This is a genomic window from Lacticaseibacillus jixiensis (assembly GCF_042847315.1).
Taxonomy (GTDB): Bacteria; Bacillota; Bacilli; order Lactobacillales; family Lactobacillaceae; genus Lacticaseibacillus; species Lacticaseibacillus jixiensis.
On the sequence record NZ_BAAFPR010000002.1, the window covers coordinates 64,987 to 83,683 of the forward strand.

Sequence of the window (18,697 nt, forward strand, 5' to 3'; positions counted from 1 at the left end):
TTACCCTTGTACAAAAAAATTCACATAAGCCCAAAAGAAACAGCAATGCCAAATGTGTTATATTATTATTACGAATCTAACCAAAGGAAGCGATACGCGTGATTATTATGCAGGCACAACAAGTCAGCCGGACCTTCTCCGGTAATGACTTGTTCACGGGGATCAACCTCGAAGTGCAAACCGGCGCTCGAGTCGGGCTCGTTGGACCCAACGGGATCGGCAAAACGACGCTGCTCGAGATCCTCGCGGGCCTCAACCCACCGGATCATGGTCAAGTCACCATCAGCAAGAACGTGTCGATCGGCTATCTCGCCCAGGATTCTGGACTGGACTCAAGTCGCACGATTTTTGCCGAAATGTTGACGATTTTTGACGGCCTGATTGCGATGGAGCAGCGTATGCACGCCTTAGAAGCTCAGATTGCCGACCCTAAAACCGCCGCCGATCCAGAGCACTATCAACAAGTCTTGGCCCAATACGACCAGATCCAACACGATTTCCAAGCTCAGAATGGCTACGGCTACCAAGCTGAGATCCGCTCTGTCTTACACGGCTTCAAATTCGATGACACCACTTATGACAAGCCAATTGGTACCTTATCTGGCGGCGAGCGCTCGCGCTTGGCGTTGGCGAAGCTCTTGTTGGAACATCACGACTTGATCATCTTAGATGAACCAACTAACCATCTGGACATCGATACCTTATCTTGGCTTGAAGGCTACCTCAAAACATACGATGGCGCCATTCTCACCGTCAGTCATGACCAATATTTCTTGGATCACGTGGTCACTGAACTTTACGAACTGACCCCAAGCAAAGCCATTCACTACAAAACCAACTACTCCGGCTACTTAAAGCAAAAAGCCGAAAATCAAGCACTGGCTTGGAAAGCTTACGAGAAACAGCAAGAAGAGATCCACAAGCTGCAAGATTTCGTCGACAAGAACATTGTGCGGGCCAGCTCAACCAAACAAGCCCAAGCGCGGCGCAAGCAATTGGAGAAAATGGACGTTTTAGATCGCCCTCAAGGCCGTGAGAAAACTGTCCACTTCCGCTTCACCCCAGAAACCACCAGCGGCAATGAAGTTTTGCATGTACAAGATGCCACAGTTGGCTATGATCCAGCTGAACCAATGGCTGGTCCGATTAATTTTGAAGTCAACAAAGGCGACCGCATCGCCATCATCGGCCCAAACGGCGTCGGCAAGTCCACCCTTTTGAAGTCGGTGTTAGGCCAGATCCCCTTCTTGAAAGGTGAAGCGCGCTTTGGGACCAACGTCACTACAGGTTACTACGATCAAGATCAACACCAACTGCATTGGAACAAAACCGTGCTAGATGAGATCTGGGATGATCATCCGACCATGCCGGAACAAGCCGTTCGTTCAGCATTGGCTGCGTTCTTATTTGATGCCAATGACATCACCAAAACCGTCGCTGATTTATCCGGCGGTCAAAAGGCGCGCTTGGAGCTGACCAAGTTGTCGTTGAAGCATGATAACTTCTTGGTGCTGGATGAACCAACCAACCACTTGGACATCAACTCCAAAGAAGTCTTGGAAGAAGCCTTGGCAGACTTTGCTGGGACGGTGCTGTTTGTCAGCCATGATCGGTATTTCATCAACGAATTGGCGACCAGTATCGTTGAAATCGAGCCAGCAGGCGGTACCTTGTTCTTAGGCAACTGGGATTACTACCAAGAAAAGCTCGCCGAAAAGCGGGCTGAACAAGAGGCCCAAGCCGCTGCAGCTGCCCCAACCGAAGATGTGCCAACCACCGCTGCCGTAGACTATCAACAATCCAAAGACCAACAGCGCGCCCAACGCAAGCTGCAACGCGAAGTCGCTAAGCTTGAAGAAACCATGGAAGACTTGGCGCAACAAGTCACTGCGGTTCAAGAACAAATGGCCGCACCAGAAGTCTTGAGCGATTACGTGAAGATGCAAGCTTTGCAAAGCCAACTTGATGACCTTAATCAGCAAAACCAAGCGGCTGAAGACGCCTGGGAAGAAGCGGCTATGAAGCTTGAAGAATTTGACGCATCATTGTAAACGGGTCCTTCGCGCATACCTGCACGAAGGATTTTTTCTCAGCACAACAAACAGCATCGCCGCAGCAAAAAGATGCTGTGTGCGATGCTGTTTGTTGTGATCGTGTCATTCACGTGATGTCTCAAGCAGCCGCTCTAAAGCACGGCCCACGCCTTGATGGTCGTGATTATCAACCACCTGCTTAGCGACTGCTTTAACTGCTGGAATGGCATTAGACATAGCCACGCCAAAGCCGACACCTTCAAGCATTGCCAAATCATTCTCATAATCACCAAATGCAATGAAGCGGCTGACATCTGTGTGCCATTGCCTTGCCAAAGCCGCCAAGCCGGTCAGCTTGGTGATGCCGGCATTGGTGATCTCTAAGAAATTCGCCGAAGCCCACACCATGGTCAGCGCTTCTCGCTTGGCGAGCTGCTGTTGAATCCCAACCAACACCGCATGATCCGGGTGATTAAAGCCGACTTTATAAATCATGCGTGTTGCCAGCAAGTGCCGCAGCCTTGATTCATGCTTGAACAAGCGATTGCGCCGGTCATGCCCCAGAAATAAAGCGTGCCACAGCAGCGAGTTGGTCACATCATAGCGCACCACTCCGCGTTGCTGATAGCACATCATATTGGCACCAGCCGCGCTGGCCAGTGCAAACAGCTCAACAATCATTTGCGGATCGATTGCTGAAGCGACCAGCACATGCGCTGCCTCGTCAACGACATAGGCCCCATTCAAGCAGACTTTGGCACCATTGACCCCTACTTTATGCATCACCTTGGCAATCGCAGGCTGCTGGCGGCCAGAGGCAACCACAAAGTGCAGCCCTGCGGCAGTGGCGCGCTGTACGGCCACGATATTCCTGGCTGGGATGGTCATGCCGTGATGCATGAAGGTACTGTCTAAATCGGTAGCAACAGCGACATACTTATTCGGCATAGGCAAAGTTCAAACCAGGATCGGCGCTTAAAGACAAATCGGCAAGCTTGTGCTGGGCGAAAGCCACATGCGCTGCAGCCCCGATCATTGCGGCGTTATCGCCACACAAACGCAGCGGCGGCACGATCAACTCGATATCTGTCGGTGCCAGCACCTTGGTCATGGCTTCGCGCAATCCTTGATTGGCTGCAACACCGCCGGCCACGACAAGCTGCTTGACCGGGTGTTGCACCAAGGCACGCTGAGTCTTGGCCACCAAGACATCAACCACCGCCGCTTGAAAACTTGCCGCAAGATCTTTGCGGTCTAAGGTTTCACCGATTTGATCGGCGTGATGTACCGTGTTGATAAACGCTGATTTCAGCCCAGAAAAGCTGAAGTCCAAGTCTTCTGAATCGATCATCGCCCGAGGAAAATTAAACGTATCCTGGCCAAGGTGTGCCAGCCGATCCACTTCTTTGCCTGCAGGATAATTGATTTTCAGCACACGGCCGATTTTGTCATAAGCTTCCCCAGCAGCATCATCACGCGTGTCGCCAATGATTGAAAACTCACCGGCCGCTTTCATATACACCAGCTCAGTGTGTCCGCCAGACACGACCAACGCCAACAACGGGTATACCAGCGGCTTAACCAAGCGCGCCGCATAAATGTGACCGGCGATGTGATTGACCGGGATCAAGGGCAAATGATGGGCAAACGCCACCGTCTTAGCCGCAGTGACACCGATCAAAAGCGACCCCACCAAACCTGGGCCGTATGTCACTGCCACGGCAGTGAGGTCTTGATAAGTCACGTGGGCTTCTTGTAAGGCCAAATCAATAACTTCGGTGATCTGCTCAACGTGATGCCGGCTGGCTACTTCTGGTACCACCCCGCCAAAGCGCTTGTGGGAATTGATTTGAGTAGCAATGATGTTGGATAAAATGGTCTCGCCGTCTTTGATCACTGCAACACTTGTTTCGTCACAGCTGCTTTCAAAGGCAAGAATCAGTTCTGGTTGACTCAATGTATTTCTCCTTATTCATGTATACAACGCAGGGGCCGCGTTCGTGCTCGGGGCAAATCTTTGGGGTTAATTTAACTCCAGCCACATGTCCATGGCATCGTCGTGATTGGCCACGTAATAGCCTTTCTTGATCCGGCCGTCTTTAAAGCCCAGGGAATGATACAGCGCTTGGGCAACGGCATTATCGGTTCGCACTTCCAGTGTCAACTGCAATGAGCCATAATCCAAAGCCTTGGCGATGATCATCTTCATCAAGAAGCGGCCGATGCCTTGATGTTGCAAGTTGGGATCCACTGCAATGTTGGTCACATGGGCCTCATTTCTGGAGAACCAGCAGCCAATAAATGCCACCACCAAGCCGTCATCCGGCAGGGTCAACACTAGATACAAGCTGTGCTGGCGCTTACGCAACTCTGACAAGAAAGCCACGCGGTCCCAAGGGGTATCATTATACACCGCCCGTTCGATCGCCAAGGCCGCGTCGATGTCAGCATTGGTCATTTTGCGCAGCGTGTAGCTGCGCCGGTTGATCACCACCTCGCTTTGGGCAAAAAGCAGCGGCTCCGGTGGGTTATTCTCGATCCAATCTCTAAACTTTCTCAACATATGGCTCATGTCCTTCATCCGAGTGCGTTTTAAGCCAGGTGCGCTCGGCCTCCGTCACGCGCAAATAGCGAGGTACGAAGTCGGAAACGGACACTGGTTGCGCCTTGCGCCCAAGCATCGCCAACCGTGCAGCATTAGGATAAGCAGTCAACGCATCCGCCAATTGGCCGCGATCGCCAAGTTTGGCCACGATGGTTTCGTTGAACTTCGCTGCGTCGACGCCAACAAACACCGCCGGCTGCTGCAACACATTGATCCGCTCCAGCAGCAATCCCAACGACACATGCGCGTCTTGCACCACATTGATCAACTCGCCATGATCCCACTGGTAAATGCCTGCAAACACATTCTGCCGCCGCGCATCCATCAAAGGGACGATCAAGGCTGTTGTGTTGGTGACGCCTGCTGCTAACACCGCGAGACTTGAGATCCCAACCAGCTGCTTGTTTAGGGTATCAGCCAATGTCTTGCCTGTGGTCACAGCAATGCGGATGCCAGTATAAGAACCAGGCCCGTCTGCCACCACGATGCGGTCCAGCTGTTCAGGCGTCAACGCACTGGCGCTCAAGAGGTTCTGAATGGTCGGCAACAGCTGTTCACTGTGCGTTTTTTTGTGATTGATCGTCGTTTCTGCCAGCAGCGTTGCGTCTTGCATCACTGCAACACTCATGGTTTGATTCGACGTGTCCATTGCCAATAAATACATGCGTTGCCTCCAAAGGTTATTATTGGCCTATTTTACCGCTTTTTGCCCATATTAAAAAGGCCACGCTACTCGCGTCGCCTTCGTTTGGCTTAAAGTTGTGGTTTGGCCTTGCTGACAGCCTTCAAAACGGCGTAAGACACACCGACTTCAATGACTAACATGACCAAATTCTTCAAGATGCGCGGGATGATGATTCCTTGCCACGGCATCCCCATCATGTCCAGCCACATGGTGTTCAAGAAGGTGTCACAGATGGCGACCACTAAGACTGTGGCCACCAGCACCCGCCAGAAACGCACCGGCTGTTGATAAAAGAAGATCCCGTAGATGATCGCCGCAACCACTGCGGTCACGGTAAAGCCTGGGAAATCCAGTCCCGGCATAAACACCAAGACATTGAGCTGATCACACAATCCAGCCCCGATCGCCGCGACCCACGGGCCTAAGTAATATGCCATCATCACCGTGGCGATGAAAGCCGGCCCGATGCGCAAGAAACTGTTGCTGATCGAGAAGCGGCTCAGCACCAGCTCAAGCGCCATGAACAATCCCAGACTCACCACAGTTTTGGTGGTGAACTTGGCTGAAGAAAACGATAAAACTTGCATAACGACAATCCCCTTTGGTCGGAGACGCCAAATTGTGCGCCAAAGCGCGTTATCGGCGAATGCGGATCTGCCACCGCAGCAAAGCTTTCGTCCAGTGTTCACATTCCGTTCCACTGGCACTTAACGCGGCAGAGCCTACTCCTGAAATTTATGGTACGAGAACCATCATAACCCAAACGATGATAATTGCAATAGCTAAATTGTTCGTTAGTTGCTCACTATCATCAGCTATAGGTGCTGCCTATCACCGCTGATCACGAATAATCGCCTTGACGTGATAAACTTACTAATGCTGTAATCAACGTAATTTCCTATTTGTTCAACGTTTACCAGCTGCTCACTCACATGGGTCTATTAACTAATTTATCGTTTGCTGAGAGCCGCATGAGGACTCTCACACGAAACTTTTCCGCTATCACCATAGCAGCCAAAACGCGTTCTAACCTGCCGCTTGTATACTGATTAGCAGTAACCAAACTTTATCTATCTCCGGCAACGGGGATTTCCCTTAAATAACACTTCAATCGAAGTGTTTTTTTTCGTCACGGAGGAAGATCATGCCTAACATCCTTGTCTTACATACCGGCGGCACCATCGCCATGAGCCAAGACCAAGCCGGCGCTGTTTCGCCAAACGCCGCCAATCCGTTGCTGATGGTGGATACACCGCTTAGCGCCGATATTCATGTCACTGCTGAAGAAGCGTTCAACTTGCCATCACCGCACATGACTCCGCAGCACATGCTGCAGCTGGCGTTACGCATTCGCCAAGCCACCGCTTGTGGCATCGACGGCGTGGTGGTCACGCATGGCACAGACACCTTGGAAGAAACCGCGTATTTCCTAGACCTCACGTTAGAAAACACCATCCCCGTTGTGGTCACTGGGGCGATGCGCTCTAGTAATGAAGTCGGCGCCGATGGCAGCTATAATTATGCTTCGGCATTGCAAGTCGCCGCCAGTCCGCAAGCCCGCAACAAAGGCTGCTTGGTGGTGATGAATGACGAGATCCATACGGCGCGCTTTGTCACCAAAACTCACACCACCAATGTTGCGACGTTTCGGACCCCGACTTTTGGTCCGATCGGCTTGATCACCAAACATGGCGTCCGCTTCTTTCAAGAATTGATCCATCAAGTTGCCGCACCGATCGATCACACAGTGGCCAATGTATTCTTGTTGAAAGCATACGCTGGCATGGATGGTACCTTATTTGACGCGCTGCCTGATGCGACCAACGGCTTGGTTATCGAAGCGCTAGGTGCCGGGAATTTGCCGCCGGCGACTTTACCAGCATTGCAGCGCTTGTTGGCCCGCCACGTCCCAGTCGTGTTGGTGTCACGCTGCTTTAACGGCGTGGCTGAAGGGTTTTACGATTACCCAGGCGGCGGTGCTCAACTGGCCAAACTAGGCGTGATCTTCTGCCAAGGCCTCAACGGGCAGAAAGCACGCATCAAGTTGATTGTTGGCCTCAGCGCCGGGTTAAGAAAAGAGGCGCTGGCCCATTATGTCGACAACGCCATTTCATGAATTATCGCTGGCCAAGCTTTACCAGCACTTGGCCACAACACTCGGCCCAAGCGGCTGGTGGCCGGCAGATTCACCATATGAGATCTTAGTTGGCGCCATCTTGGTGCAAAACACCAACTGGCAAAATGTCGCCAAGTCCTTGAGCAGTTTGCGTCAAGCAACGCATTTTGACCCAGAAGCGCTTGCGGCACTGCCTGTGGATAAGCTGCAAGCCTTGATTCGCCCCAGCGGTTTCTATGTGCATAAAAGCCAAGCGATCCATACGTTATTCACCTGGTTGGCCGCACAACAATGGGACTTGGCTGCTCTTGGCCAACGCGTTGATTTACGCCGCACCTTGCTGGCCTTGCCTGGTATTGGCCCGGAAACTGCCGACGCCATGCGGCTTTACGTGTTTGCTCAGCCAACGTTTATTGCTGATCATTATTCGCGGCGCTTGTTTGCATGGTTGGGCCAACCGGCTTTGACCTATGCCCAACTCAAATCCCGCACCACAGTTGTGGATAACTGGCCATTGCATGATGCTCAAGAGCTGCATGGTTTGATCGATAACTTCGGCAAGCAGGTCAAAACCGCTGCTGACTTCACCCAAAGCAGCTTGGCCAACATGCAATTACGGCTGTAATCAAATAAGCGGCTCGCTTCATCAAATCCTGCGTTGAGGATCGACGAAGCAAGCCGCTTATTTGGTTAACGTGAAGCGCAGTAACACGGGATTATGATCGGAATAAGCAAAACCTGTGTCAACGACTTGCACGCTGTTGGTCAAGATATTAGGTGAGCAGATAAACCCATCGATCAAGGTCACAAAACTGCTTTGCGGCGCATAAGCCCGATCAAGCGCCCGAACAGACGCAACCGCCGCTTCGGCTAAGCCGCGCGTGGGCTGATAAAACCCTGGTGCCAAGCGCTCAATGGGCAGCACATGCGTCCAAGTGCGCGGTGTTTCATCCGTGTGGAAAACTTGCGGCGCGTTTTTCAACACGCGATGATTATAATCGCCGCCGACTAAGACATAATTGCCTTGTTGATATTCCTGAGCAATGAAGTCAAACAAAGCAGCCAATTGTGCGTCATGCACCGTGCGATTCGGCGTGAATGCCGATAAATGGACATTGACCAACACAAGATATCGCCCGTTGTCCACAGGGGTATAACTGGCCGTGAAGGCGCGGTCGAGATCCATGAACTTATTGAAGTCTTTGTCCACAGGCAGTGCATAACGCCACGCTTGCACCAAGGCACTTTGCGCTTGTGTCACCAGCCCTGAGCGCGCCTTGCCGATTGGCTTGGTGAAGGGATAAAACAAATACGCTGAGTCATAGTTCTGGCCAAACACCCGCGCATACTGCGTGAACCCAGCATCTAACAGCGTCAATTCATTCACGTGATGTGCGCGGTCGCTAGCGACATCGACTTCTTGATATAACGCAAAATCCGGCGCCAACTGACGCACCGTTTGCACCACCCCATTAAGACTGCGGCGCACCGCATCGGCACTATAAGCGCGCGAATATTTACCTCCAGACATAAAGAAACTGTATGACGGTGGATAACTGCCATAACCAATATTATACGTCAGTGCCGTATACACCTGACCAAGGTGCAGGACGTCTCGGGCCGCATGGCCGCTGACAGGCAGCGGCAGCTGCGCAGGCAAGCGCCGATAACTCAAAGCCAAATAGGCCAAATAACCGCCGATCACAAGTGTTGCACCAACGCTAAGCCCTTGCTGCCATTTGCGCATAACCTGAGCTCCTTTTTTATCCACAGGGGATAACCCCATCCAAAGTTATCCCCTTGTGGATAATGCCGTTAGCAGATAATACATGCCGCTGATGCCGATGAACCCATACACGACCTTGGTGATCGCCGCAACGTTGAGATGCACCACGATGCGATTGGCGATAGCCGTACCGATCAAGGTGCCGACGATCCCCACTGCTACCAGCGGCAGCTGCGCCACGCCGATCACACCGGTGGCAAAGCGCACCAGCGACACATAACACGTGTCGATCAAGAAGAACGCTTGGATGCTGACCAGATATTCTTCTTTGGTTTGAGCCAGTGTCAGAAAATATAACGCCATCAGCGGCCCGCCAATCCCAAATAAGCCATTGAAGAAACCTGACACCATCCAGAACAGGACCGCCACTGCCAACGGAATCACTTGCGTATTGGTGCTTTTGCGTAACAGAAAATAAATCGCCAAACCGATCAATAAGCAGCCTAACAACACCCGCAGGATCTGCATCGGCAAGACTTGGCCCAAATGCACTGACCAAGTGGCCACCACCGAATACACAATGAATGGCACCACCAAACGCCGCGGCTTAAGGGCGTGGCGATAACGCCAAGTCAGCGCTACTTCTGCCACGATCATCGTCAACGTCGCCACCCCAGCGCTTTGCCCAATCGGCAATAAATGCGGCAAGATGATCATCAACATGATCCCCGAACCAAACCCGGTCACACCTTGTTCCAAACTGGCGATCACCGCCGCCAGCAACATCACCCAAACCCAACTCAAGATCTGTCCCCGCCCCCAATACCCATTGTCTATTCGATCGTTACACCACCTTGATCAGCCGATTTAGTCGCGCTGATGCCAGACAAAAGTTGCTTCGGCATTGACCACCCCATCAGAAACGATTTGATGATGGGTCGTAATGCCTTCGATTTGCGCTTGGGCATGCGGCGTTGAACCATAAGTGACTTCGCGCGCATATTTGATCTGCACCGAGTCGATATCATGTTGGCTCAAGAAATCATAACCTAAGCTGTCTTCCATCCATTCAAAATAATGCACATTATTCACGTGCCGATTGCCATCAATATCAAAATACCGCACGCGATATGGCACATCAACATCGATGCGTTCAAGCTTGGGCAAGCGCGAAAACCGCTGCACTAAAGTATCTGACACCGCACCGACTTTTTCTGGAAATTCAGGCAAGATCGGCACTAATTTGCGAGAATCCAGATCCATCATCACCCAAGCACCGCGCATCGTCGCCAGCTTGTGGCCAGCAAGATCGGCGACCCAATAGTCGCGATAAGTCATCAGCTTGTTATAGGTAGTGGCTTGCGTCCCCAATACTAAAGGCGTTTCAACTGGCGGCATCGCGTTGATTTTGATTTCATATTGCGTGATCACCCAGCCTAAGCCATGGGCCAACAAAGCGTCAACGCCAGCACCTAATTGGTCCAGTTGATGTTCGGAACCCATCAATAACATGTTCACCAATGTCGCCAAATTGACTGTTTGCTTCTGTGTCGTGAGGTAATAAGGCAGCGTGTAGGGCTCTTCATAGATCATGCATCGTCCTCCAATCCGTGATAGGCGTTATAGACATCTTGGCGCACCGCACCATTGGCTTTGGCTACCGCCTTGATCGCTGCGTTAGGCTTGGCCCCTTGATCGATACGCGCTTGTACTTGTTGTGCCAGCGGCAAATCGCTAGGTTGAGGCGCTTGAGGCGTGGCCCCTTGCACCATCACCACAAATTCACCGCGCGCAGATTCGATTGCCCAGGCTGTTAATTCGCTTAAGCTGCCTCGGATGAATTCCTCGTGCAGCTTGGTCAGCTCCCGAGCCAACACCGCTTGGCGATCGCCAAACGCCTCTTGCATGGCCGTTAAGGTCTTGGCCAAGCGATATGGTGACTCATAAAACAAGATCGTTTGTTCTTCAAGCGCCAGCTTCGCCAATTCGGCGCGCTGCACGCTGGCTTTGCGCGGCAAGAAGCCGTAGAACATGAACGGCTGCGGCGCCAACCCCGAGGCAATCAACGCAGTCAGCCCAGCATTGGCACCTGGCAGCGGCACAACCGGCAAGTCGGCTTGGATCGCCGCTTGTACCAGTTCTTTGCCGGGATCAGAAATCGAAGGCATCCCAGCGTCAGATACTTGGGCAATACTCAAACCATCCCGGAGTTTAGCAATCAGCTCCGGGATGCGTTGTTGGGTATTATGTTCGTGAAACGAAATCTGCTTGGTGGCAATTTCAAAGTGGTTCAGCAGCTTCTGGGTGTTGCGCGTGTCTTCTGCGGCGATCAAGTCGACTTCCTGCAGTGTTTTCACGGCCCGAATGGTCATGTCGTCAAGATTGCCGATCGGTGTCGGCACCAGATATAAGGTGCCGCTTTGATGATGGTCGAAACTATGTTGATTTTGCATTAATGCTCCCCGTAAATAATGTCCAAACAAAAGGCACACGGTTCATTGTCGATCCGCCGCTGGCCGTACATATACGAGCACACATGGAACCCTTCTTCATAAAGGTTCTCCAAGTTCAGCTTAGACTTGGACAATTCCACCGCACCACTGGATTTATGATCAGCGCTGGTTTGCAGCTCCTGCAGATGCTCGCGCAGGTGGCGATTCTCGATTTCAAGTTCCGCATTGGTTTCCACGATCGTCGCCATTTGCGTCTTCAACGCCGCGATCTTGGTGAGCATCGCTTGAGTTTCTTGTTCAAGTGCTACGAAACCGTCATAGAGTTCTTTTTTCTCCATGTGTCTTCCCTTCTTGCCGTATTGATACTTTCAGTGTACCGATAATTATCCTCGGCCGCAAGCGACGACCTGTTGATGCATGCGCCAATAACTTGCCAATAGCGCCGCCCACAAGCCGCCCATCACCCAAGGCAACAGGCCTAATTGCCCGATCCCGCCAAAAATCGGCGGCACGAAAGTCGAACCGGTATATGCCGCAGCCATTTGCACCCCAATGATCGCTTGGGAGTACTCCGGGGCAAAATTCATCGGCGTGGCGTGGATGATCGCCGGATAAATCGGCGCGCAACCGATCCCCACTATCACTAACCCCACCAAAGCAAATATATTCGAAAGTGGCAGCAGCATTGCCAACAGCCCAATGCCAACCACGACCCCGCCGCCTAATACCAAGCGATGATCGCCTAAAGCATCCGCAAAAAAGCCTGCCAGCAAGCGTCCTGCCGTGATTCCCAAATAAAACAACGACGCAAACATCGCCGCTTGCACCGGCGCCACGCCGCGTGCAGCATGCAAATAAGAAGCAGCCCACAAACCGGTCAAAGACTCTAAGCCGCAATACATCCCAAACGCCAGCATCACCATCTTCACGCCAGGCAGCGCCACGACTTGAACAAGCGACGCGGCATGCTCACGCGCGGCTTGGGCCTTGACTTGCCGCTTTGGCCAAAGCGGCAAACTCGCCAACAATACCAATGCCAACCCCAATTGCACCATTGCCACCGTGCGATAGCCGCCGCGCCAAGACATTTGATTGGCTAAGGCATTGCCCATGATGAACGGACTGATCGCCGCGCCGATACCCCAACAACAATGCAGCCAATTCATTGCCCGCGACGAATAATGTACCGCAGCGAAGTTATTCAGCGCCGCATCCACCGACCCGGCGCCTAACCCATAAGGCACCGCGATCACGCACAACGTCAAGAAATTCGGCGCCAATGAGAATCCCCATAACGCCAAGGCCGTCAGCATCACGCTGCCTGCCGTCACCATGCCCACACCTAAGCGCCTAGTCAAGCGATCAGAAGCAAGACTGGAAACAATCGTGCTGCCGGCAATCAGCATCGAAATCGTTCCCGCCCAGCCACTAGGTACTTGCAATGCGACATGCATCACCGGCCACCCTGCACCTAACAACGAATCCGGCAGCCCCAAACTCACGAATGCAAGAAACACCAATGCCATTAACAAACTTGCCATAATATCCTCCAAAGAATATGGCTAATTATAGCAGAAATCGTTTGCAAAATCGGCTATTCTGCATCAGATATTTCATGCCTTGCTAGATTGCACGAATCCATCTTACACACATCGCTAAATACGCTTTGCTTCGCTTTGGTATTTCGTCCAGCTGCGCAAAGCAACGCGATTGCGTGTAAGCTGGCTTGAGCTTATGGCAAAGCCCGCCATTCGCTCAGGCCATCTTACACACATCGCTAAATGCGCTTTGCTTCGCTTTGGTATATAAATAGCCGTGGCGACTTCACACGGCTAATAGTTTAAGCATCAATTGTTCGCAATCGGATTGAAACGTCACATTCTGGCGCAGCTGGACCTGCGCTTGTAAAATTGCGGTTAAGCTGGTCACCAAAGCTTTAGCCGAAAATCCAGCCAGCTGGTCCACTACTGGTGCGCCAAGAAACGCTTGGCTTTGGTCCACTTGATAATGGCGATTCATGGCATCTTCATAAACCAGCCCCAACAACGCCAGCATCTGGGTTTGTTCCGGCAGGCTTTTGGCGTGCGGCATCAACTCGGCTTGCACCGAAACAAACGCCATGCTGTCGCGGTTGGCCAACTGTCCGGCAAGCTTTAACACCGCAGCAACACGCGCAGCAAAATCGGCATCATCAGCCAACGCCTGAGCTTGCGTCAAGTCAGCGGTTAAACTGGCCACCAAAGCAGCAGTCGCCGGGATCACCCCTTTGGCGGTGAGCTGCTGCTCCAATTGCGTGCGCGATGGCGGTAAGAAGTTAATGATCTGTGCGCGCGACAAAATCGTTGGCAACAGTTGGTTCTTCGCGGTGGTCGTCAGAATGATCGTGGCCCCAGCCACCGGTTCTTCATAGAACTTCAGCAGTGAATTAGCCGCTCCCGGCGTCATTTTCTCAGCTTCTTCAATGATGAATACGCGCTGTTGGCCTTCCATACCAGACTTGGTCAGTTCACTTTTCAACGCGCGCACGTCATCAACTTTCAAGCTGCGCGCATCGGTACGCAATTCAACCACATCGGGATGGTTGTGCGAAATGATTCGCTGACACTCAGCGCATTCACCACAGGGACGGCCAGCTTGCACATTCAAACAAAACAAACGCATGGCGATCCACTCGGCTAACGCCACCTTACCAACACCTGCTGCACCGTTGAAAACATAAGCTTGGCTGAGCTGGTTGGCTTGGATGATCGTGGTAAATTGTTTGACTAAGCTGGGCTGAAGTTGTTCAATTGCCAGCATCAGAAGTGGTGGAACGCTTCGACAGGCAAGACGAACACTGTCGCGCCGCCGACTTGCACTTCGATTGGATAGGCCATGGCCGAATCAGAAGTGGCATCAAGATTAACCGGCGGCGTCATGAATTGCTCACGGGTTTGTGCGGTGTCTTTGATGATCTGTAAGACATCGTCGACACGCTCATCTTCGATCCCGATGATGAAGGTGGTGTTGCCGGACTTCAAGAAGCCCCCAGTCGTCGACAACTTGGTGGCACGGACGTTATTATCAATGAATTCACTGCTCAACAAGTTGCTGTCTTTGTCTTGCACAATGGCCATGATCAATTTCATAACTAACTCCTCCGTTTCCTGGCGATCAACTTCGCCAGATGCCTTGTAGATGCGCTTGTAACACGGCTAAACACTGCTGGACCACGACTGCCATGTCAGCAGTCGCATCAACGGTCACGATCCGCTGCGGGGCGTTGTGAGCCAAGCGCAAGTACGCCGCTCGAACCCGCTGGTGAAAATCGAGCTGTTCTTGATCCAAGCGATCATATTGCGTGGCTTGGCGATTCTGACGGATACGCGCTAAGCCAACTTCAGATGGAACATCCAAATAAACCGTCAAGCTCGGTTCAAGGCCAGCCGTGGCAAACTGATTTAATTGCCACACGGCCTCTTCACCGATCCTGCGCCCGGCCCCTTGATAAGCAACAGACGAATCGACAAACCGATCACATATTACCAACTGTCCTTCTGCCAACGCCGGCAACACCTTCTCAACCAGGTGCTGTCGGCGGCTGGCAGCGTACAACAACGCTTCGGTACGCGGATCCATCTCGGTATTTTGCGGGTCAAGGATCATCGTACGGATCGCCTCAGACAGCCGCGCGCCGCCTGGTTCACGCGTCAACACGACAGGCGTAGTCACCGCCTGAGTGATCTTGGGCATCAGCGCTTTAAGTACGCTGGTCTTGCCTGCGCCATCGGGTCCTTCGAATGTGATAAATGTGCCTGTCACGGTTAGCCTTCTTTCGTCTGTCATGTTAATTCTACTGGAAATCCTGCCAAATAAAAAGCGCGGGGTCAAAAATTCTCATCCCGCGCACATCTGTTATAGATTTGCTTGTTGCAACTGTTCAGCTGCCATCTCTTGGACTAATTTACCAGACACCTGGCGAACTCGAGCTTCTCGATACAAGAAATCAAACAAGCCCTCTTGCAGCTGCAGCTGTGAGCGTGATAAGGCATCGACTTCGCGAAAAGTAGCCAACAGCGCCCGTTCTCGTGCCATATTATCCCGCACGCGATACACTGTTGTCATCAGCTCGCGATCCGCTTCAGTTTTTAGTTGGGGCTTCTTGGTAAAGAACATGCCAGATCTCTTCTTTCTTCAACACAGGTTGCTGGTATCGTCAAGTGACGCAAAAATAACGCAGCTATCGATTAGTTGGCTAAAGTTGAAGCCAGCTTTGCCTGACCGCGCACGCTGGGTCAAATTTCCGTTCGGCCTTCTACGGCCTTGAGCAAGGTCATTTCATCAGCATATTCGATATCCGAGCCCACCGCCAAGCCATGGGCCAAGCGGGTGACTTTGATTTGCGCCGGCTTGATCAAACGCGCCAGATACTGCGCCGTTGCTTCGCCTTCTGGTGTGGCGTTGGTCGCAACGATCACTTCATGCACATCATCGTTAGCTTTCAAGCGCTTGATCAGACTTTCGATATTCAAGTCTTCAGGACCGCGGCCTTCGATCGGCGACAATACCCCGTGCAAGACATGATACAAGCCATGATATTCGTTGGTGCGATCGATCGACATCACATCTTTAGGCTGTTCCACCACTAAGATGGTGCCTTGATCGCGGGTGTGGTCGCTGCAGATCTCACAAGGATCCGTATCGGTGATATTGCCGCAAATTGTGCAGTAATGCAGCTGGGTCTTGGCTGCCATCAGGCTGTCAGCGAAGCCTTTAACATCTTCTTGGGCCATATCGATGGTATAAAATGCCAACCGTGTGGCGGTTTTGCCACCGATCCCAGGCAGTTTCATATAGCTGTCGATCAACTTCTCGATTGGTGCTGGATATTGCATGTTTCCCCTACCTATTCAGTTAGATGCCTAAACCGCGCGAATACTTACCCATCTTCTGTTGCGTGGTTTTATCGATATCTGCCATCGCCGCGTTAACGGCTTCGATCACCAGATCCTGCAACATGTCAGGATCATCCGGGTCGATGGCTTCCGGCTTGATTTGAATGTCTTTGAGCTTCTTATCGCCAGTGAAAACAACTTTGACCATGTCAGAAGCGGAAGTCGCCGAGAACTCAGTGGCATTAAGTTCGTCTTGATCAGCCACCATTTGTTTTTGCATCTTCTGCATCTGTTTCATCATACCTTGCATGTTACCCATTCCGCCACGCATCATAATATCAATTCCTCTCTTTGTCTAATCATCTTTAACGGTAATATTTGGTTCTTCACCGAACATATCAGTGATGGCTTTGACCACCGGCGCTTGGGCTGGCGGCGTCTTGGCTTTAGGATGCGGCGCGCCGTTTTGCGCAAGGTAATCCTTACGCAGCTGCGGCCAAGCGGCGGACTGCACCAGCACGATCTGCGGTTGTTTGTTGATCAAGCGCTGCAAGCCGTTCTTCAACTCAGCCATTAAAGCGTCGTCGTTTTCAGCCCGCTCCACCAGGATATCATAGTCGAAGCTGACGATCACCCCATCTGGGCTGGCTGCCACTGGCTCTGAGATCTTCATCATTGCTCGCTTGGTCACCGACAGCATATTCAACAGATCCGGCCAAATATCTTTGATCGCATCCAGATCCGCGCGGGTTGCAGCGCCTAAGATCGGATAAAGCTTGGCTAAATTGACTGTGGCTTTCTGCTTGCGCCGCACCTTAGCAGCTGGCTTGCTGGGCTTTGCCACGCCATTTTGCGCCAATTGTTTGACTGTTTCTTGTAAAGCCGCCAGCTGCTGCTTTAACGCAGCCACTTCTTGCGTTTCCACCGGCGCCGCTTGTTTTGGTGCCGCTTGGTCCAGTTCGCCTAAGCGCACCGTGGCCACTTCCAGGTAAATCGCCGGATGGTTGGTCAAGCGCAATTGCGCTGCGGTATCATTTAATACCGCAATCGCCTTGGCCAGCCACTGCGCAACCAGTTGTTGTGCCAACGGCTTGAAGTGCGCGTCGATCAGATCTGCTTCAGTAGCATCCAACAAGTTCGGGGCTTGTTGGTAAACCATCAAATCTCGCAGATAGGCGATCAAGTCTTCAATTAACCTGCCGGCATCTTTGCCAGACGTCAACAAAGCCTCAACTGTTGTCAACGCCTTGGGGATATCACGCGCTTGGATCGCCGCCAGATATTCGCCCAGTTGCGCGGTTGCCACCCCGCCGGTGACGTCTAAGGCATTCTCGACGGTGACATGATTCTGGCCAAATGACAACACTTGATCCAGAATCGATAACGCATCGCGCATTCCACCTTCTGCTGCGCGGGCAATGACCGCCAACGCATGCTCATCGTAGGTGATCTGCTTGTCGTCTAACACCGTCTTTAAGCGGCCGACGATATCTTGCGGTGTGATCCGGCGAAAATCAAACCGCTGGGTGCGGCTGATGATCGTTGCCGGGATCTTCTGCGGCTCCGTTGTTGCCAAGATGAACACCACATGGGCTGGCGGTTCTTCAAGAGTCTTCAACAATGCATTGAAAGCCCCAGTTGACAACATATGCACTTCATCAATAATGTAGACTTTGACCCGCGCCAACGTCGGGGCGTATTTAGCCTTGTCGCGGATATCGCGGATCTCGTCAACGCCGTTATTCGACGCGGCATCGATTTCGATCACATCAGTCAATGAACCTTCCGTGATCGCTTGGCACAAATCGCAGGTGTTATCCGGTTCACCGTCTTGCAAATGTCGACAATTCAGCGCTTTGGCCAAGATCTTCGCCACAGACGTCTTCCCTGTCCCACGCGGGCCGCAGAAAAGATAGGCATGGCTGGTTTGCCCAGTCATCAACGCGTTCTTAAGCGTTTGTGTGACAGCGGTTTGGCCGATCACATCAGCGAATGTCTGCGGTCGCCAGACCCGATACAATGCTTGATAGCTCACCTGATTCACCCTTTCTGTAGATTAATTTTAACACATTAGAAAAGGCCACCCGACAGGTGACCTGTTAATTATCTCAAAAACTTAAGGCACATGGCTAACGATCCTTAGTGCTGCTTCCTTCCGGACCTGACACGATTCGAAAAGCAGCCATTGCCTCAAGGCCTTTCGGC

General features: G+C 52.1%; 21 protein-coding genes, 1 other RNA gene and 1 riboswitch. Of the genes, 3 read left to right on the forward strand and 19 right to left on the reverse strand.

Annotated elements, in window-relative coordinates; genetic code table 11:
- The first annotated feature begins 98 nt into the window (after positions 1-98).
- Positions 99-2,051: an ABC-F family ATP-binding cassette domain-containing protein gene (locus ACGG90_RS01690; RefSeq protein ID WP_390405045.1), complete on the forward strand. Its 1,953-nt coding sequence runs from the start codon at positions 99-101 to the stop codon at positions 2,049-2,051.
- A gap of 105 nt (positions 2,052-2,156) precedes the next feature.
- Here ACGG90_RS01690 and ACGG90_RS01695 read toward each other — a convergent pair whose 3' ends face one another.
- The 5 genes from ACGG90_RS01695 to ACGG90_RS01715 all read right to left on the reverse strand — a co-directional run bounded on the left by ACGG90_RS01695 (position 2,157) and on the right by ACGG90_RS01715 (position 5,910).
- Positions 2,157-2,981 carry an HAD family hydrolase gene (locus tag ACGG90_RS01695; RefSeq protein ID WP_390405048.1) on the reverse strand — a complete coding sequence of 275 codons (825 nt, stop codon included), beginning with the start codon at positions 2,979-2,981 and terminating at the stop codon, positions 2,157-2,159.
- Positions 2,971-3,990, reverse strand: coding sequence for a tRNA (adenosine(37)-N6)-threonylcarbamoyltransferase complex transferase subunit TsaD (tsaD, locus tag ACGG90_RS01700; protein WP_390405051.1), 1,020 nt, complete (start codon positions 3,988-3,990; stop codon positions 2,971-2,973). The genes ACGG90_RS01695 and tsaD overlap by 11 nt, the downstream gene beginning before the upstream one ends.
- Before the next feature lie 66 nt (positions 3,991-4,056).
- Positions 4,057-4,596: a ribosomal protein S18-alanine N-acetyltransferase gene (gene rimI, locus ACGG90_RS01705; RefSeq protein WP_390405053.1), complete on the reverse strand. Its 540-nt coding sequence runs from the start codon at positions 4,594-4,596 to the stop codon at positions 4,057-4,059.
- Positions 4,580-5,302 (reverse strand): tRNA (adenosine(37)-N6)-threonylcarbamoyltransferase complex dimerization subunit type 1 TsaB, encoded by a 723-nt coding sequence (gene tsaB, locus ACGG90_RS01710; protein WP_390405056.1) that lies wholly within the window; start codon positions 5,300-5,302, stop codon positions 4,580-4,582. The genes rimI and tsaB overlap by 17 nt, the downstream gene beginning before the upstream one ends.
- A gap of 89 nt (positions 5,303-5,391) precedes the next feature.
- Positions 5,392-5,910: a folate family ECF transporter S component gene (locus ACGG90_RS01715; protein ID WP_390405059.1), complete on the reverse strand. Its 519-nt coding sequence runs from the start codon at positions 5,908-5,910 to the stop codon at positions 5,392-5,394.
- 52 nt (positions 5,911-5,962) lie between these two features.
- Positions 5,963-6,055, reverse strand: a riboswitch (THF riboswitch).
- 412 nt (positions 6,056-6,467) lie between these two features.
- Between ACGG90_RS01715 and ACGG90_RS01720 the strand changes: the two genes are divergently transcribed.
- Entirely contained in the window at positions 6,468-7,439 is a 972-nt protein-coding gene (locus ACGG90_RS01720) for an asparaginase (RefSeq protein WP_390405060.1), read from the forward strand.
- Positions 7,417-8,064, forward strand: coding sequence for an endonuclease III domain-containing protein (locus ACGG90_RS01725; protein WP_390405063.1), 648 nt, complete (start codon positions 7,417-7,419; stop codon positions 8,062-8,064). The genes ACGG90_RS01720 and ACGG90_RS01725 overlap by 23 nt, the downstream gene beginning before the upstream one ends.
- 57 nt (positions 8,065-8,121) lie before the next feature.
- Here the strand turns inward: ACGG90_RS01725 and ACGG90_RS01730 are convergent, their stop codons facing one another.
- The 14 genes from ACGG90_RS01730 to ffs all read right to left on the reverse strand — a co-directional run bounded on the left by ACGG90_RS01730 (position 8,122) and on the right by ffs (position 18,689).
- A complete protein-coding gene (locus ACGG90_RS01730; RefSeq protein WP_390405065.1) occupies positions 8,122-9,186 on the reverse strand; it encodes an endonuclease/exonuclease/phosphatase family protein in 1,065 nt (354 codons plus the stop codon).
- Between the two features lie 45 nt (positions 9,187-9,231).
- A complete protein-coding gene (locus tag ACGG90_RS01735) occupies positions 9,232-9,969 on the reverse strand; it encodes a sulfite exporter TauE/SafE family protein (RefSeq protein WP_390405068.1) in 738 nt (245 codons plus the stop codon).
- A 63-nt stretch (positions 9,970-10,032) separates the two neighbouring features.
- Positions 10,033-10,758, reverse strand: coding sequence for an acyl-[acyl-carrier-protein] thioesterase (locus tag ACGG90_RS01740; protein WP_390405071.1), 726 nt, complete (start codon positions 10,756-10,758; stop codon positions 10,033-10,035).
- Positions 10,755-11,618 (reverse strand): 16S rRNA (cytidine(1402)-2'-O)-methyltransferase, encoded by an 864-nt coding sequence (gene rsmI, locus ACGG90_RS01745; protein ID WP_390405074.1) that lies wholly within the window; start codon positions 11,616-11,618, stop codon positions 10,755-10,757. Before rsmI ends, ACGG90_RS01740 begins: the two co-directional genes overlap by 4 nt.
- Positions 11,618-11,956 carry a DNA replication initiation control protein YabA gene (locus tag ACGG90_RS01750; protein WP_390405077.1) on the reverse strand — a complete coding sequence of 113 codons (339 nt, stop codon included), beginning with the start codon at positions 11,954-11,956 and terminating at the stop codon, positions 11,618-11,620. The genes rsmI and ACGG90_RS01750 overlap by 1 nt, the downstream gene beginning before the upstream one ends.
- A 45-nt stretch (positions 11,957-12,001) precedes the next feature.
- Positions 12,002-13,159 (reverse strand): MFS transporter, encoded by a 1,158-nt coding sequence (locus ACGG90_RS01755; RefSeq protein ID WP_390405079.1) that lies wholly within the window; start codon positions 13,157-13,159, stop codon positions 12,002-12,004.
- Positions 13,160-13,442: 283 nt separating this feature from the next.
- Positions 13,443-14,417, reverse strand: coding sequence for a DNA polymerase III subunit delta' (gene holB, locus ACGG90_RS01760; protein WP_390405082.1), 975 nt, complete (start codon positions 14,415-14,417; stop codon positions 13,443-13,445).
- Positions 14,417-14,746 (reverse strand): cyclic-di-AMP receptor, encoded by a 330-nt coding sequence (locus tag ACGG90_RS01765; protein ID WP_390405085.1) that lies wholly within the window; start codon positions 14,744-14,746, stop codon positions 14,417-14,419. The genes holB and ACGG90_RS01765 overlap by 1 nt, the downstream gene beginning before the upstream one ends.
- Before the next feature lie 25 nt (positions 14,747-14,771).
- Complete coding sequence (gene tmk / locus ACGG90_RS01770; RefSeq protein WP_390405088.1) at positions 14,772-15,419, reverse strand: dTMP kinase; 648 nt, start codon at positions 15,417-15,419, stop codon at positions 14,772-14,774.
- Positions 15,420-15,512: 93 nt separating this feature from the next.
- Entirely contained in the window at positions 15,513-15,773 is a 261-nt protein-coding gene (locus tag ACGG90_RS01775) for a YaaL family protein (protein WP_390405091.1), read from the reverse strand.
- 119 nt (positions 15,774-15,892) lie between these two features.
- The gene (gene recR / locus ACGG90_RS01780; protein ID WP_390405093.1) at positions 15,893-16,492 is read right to left on the reverse strand and encodes a recombination mediator RecR; all 600 of its coding nucleotides are present in this window, start codon (positions 16,490-16,492) and stop codon (positions 15,893-15,895) included.
- 19 nt (positions 16,493-16,511) lie between these two features.
- A complete protein-coding gene (locus tag ACGG90_RS01785) occupies positions 16,512-16,823 on the reverse strand; it encodes a YbaB/EbfC family nucleoid-associated protein (protein ID WP_390405429.1) in 312 nt (103 codons plus the stop codon).
- Between the two features lie 24 nt (positions 16,824-16,847).
- On the reverse strand, positions 16,848-18,527 hold the full coding sequence (gene dnaX / locus ACGG90_RS01790; protein WP_390405096.1) for a DNA polymerase III subunit gamma/tau: 1,680 nt from the start codon (positions 18,525-18,527) through the stop codon (positions 16,848-16,850).
- A 75-nt stretch (positions 18,528-18,602) separates the two neighbouring features.
- Positions 18,603-18,689: signal recognition particle sRNA small type (gene ffs, locus ACGG90_RS01795), an RNA gene on the reverse strand.
- Positions 18,690-18,697: the final 8 nt, after the last annotated feature.

Coding starts and splice junctions, on each gene's coding strand:
- holB (WP_390405082.1), bottom strand. CDS start 14,417: ATGCTGGCAATTGAACAACTTCAGCCCAGCTTAGTCAAACAATTTACC.
- ACGG90_RS01730 (WP_390405065.1), bottom strand. CDS start 9,186: ATGCGCAAATGGCAGCAAGGGCTTAGCGTTGGTGCAACACTTGTGATC.
- ACGG90_RS01775 (WP_390405091.1), bottom strand. CDS start 15,773: ATGTTCTTTACCAAGAAGCCCCAACTAAAAACTGAAGCGGATCGCGAG.
- rimI (WP_390405053.1), bottom strand. CDS start 4,596: ATGTTGAGAAAGTTTAGAGATTGGATCGAGAATAACCCACCGGAGCCG.
- ACGG90_RS01740 (WP_390405071.1), bottom strand. CDS start 10,758: ATGATCTATGAAGAGCCCTACACGCTGCCTTATTACCTCACGACACAG.
- ACGG90_RS01765 (WP_390405085.1), bottom strand. CDS start 14,746: ATGAAATTGATCATGGCCATTGTGCAAGACAAAGACAGCAACTTGTTG.
- ACGG90_RS01695 (WP_390405048.1), bottom strand. CDS start 2,981: ATGCCGAATAAGTATGTCGCTGTTGCTACCGATTTAGACAGTACCTTC.
- recR (WP_390405093.1), bottom strand. CDS start 16,492: ATGCAATATCCAGCACCAATCGAGAAGTTGATCGACAGCTATATGAAA.
- ACGG90_RS01785 (WP_390405429.1), bottom strand. CDS start 16,823: ATGCGTGGCGGAATGGGTAACATGCAAGGTATGATGAAACAGATGCAG.
- ACGG90_RS01750 (WP_390405077.1), bottom strand. CDS start 11,956: ATGGAGAAAAAAGAACTCTATGACGGTTTCGTAGCACTTGAACAAGAA.
- tsaB (WP_390405056.1), bottom strand. CDS start 5,302: ATGTATTTATTGGCAATGGACACGTCGAATCAAACCATGAGTGTTGCA.
- ACGG90_RS01725 (WP_390405063.1), top strand. CDS start 7,417: ATGTCGACAACGCCATTTCATGAATTATCGCTGGCCAAGCTTTACCAG.
- ACGG90_RS01715 (WP_390405059.1), bottom strand. CDS start 5,910: ATGCAAGTTTTATCGTTTTCTTCAGCCAAGTTCACCACCAAAACTGTG.
- rsmI (WP_390405074.1), bottom strand. CDS start 11,618: ATGCAAAATCAACATAGTTTCGACCATCATCAAAGCGGCACCTTATAT.
- ACGG90_RS01720 (WP_390405060.1), top strand. CDS start 6,468: ATGCCTAACATCCTTGTCTTACATACCGGCGGCACCATCGCCATGAGC.
- ACGG90_RS01755 (WP_390405079.1), bottom strand. CDS start 13,159: ATGGCAAGTTTGTTAATGGCATTGGTGTTTCTTGCATTCGTGAGTTTG.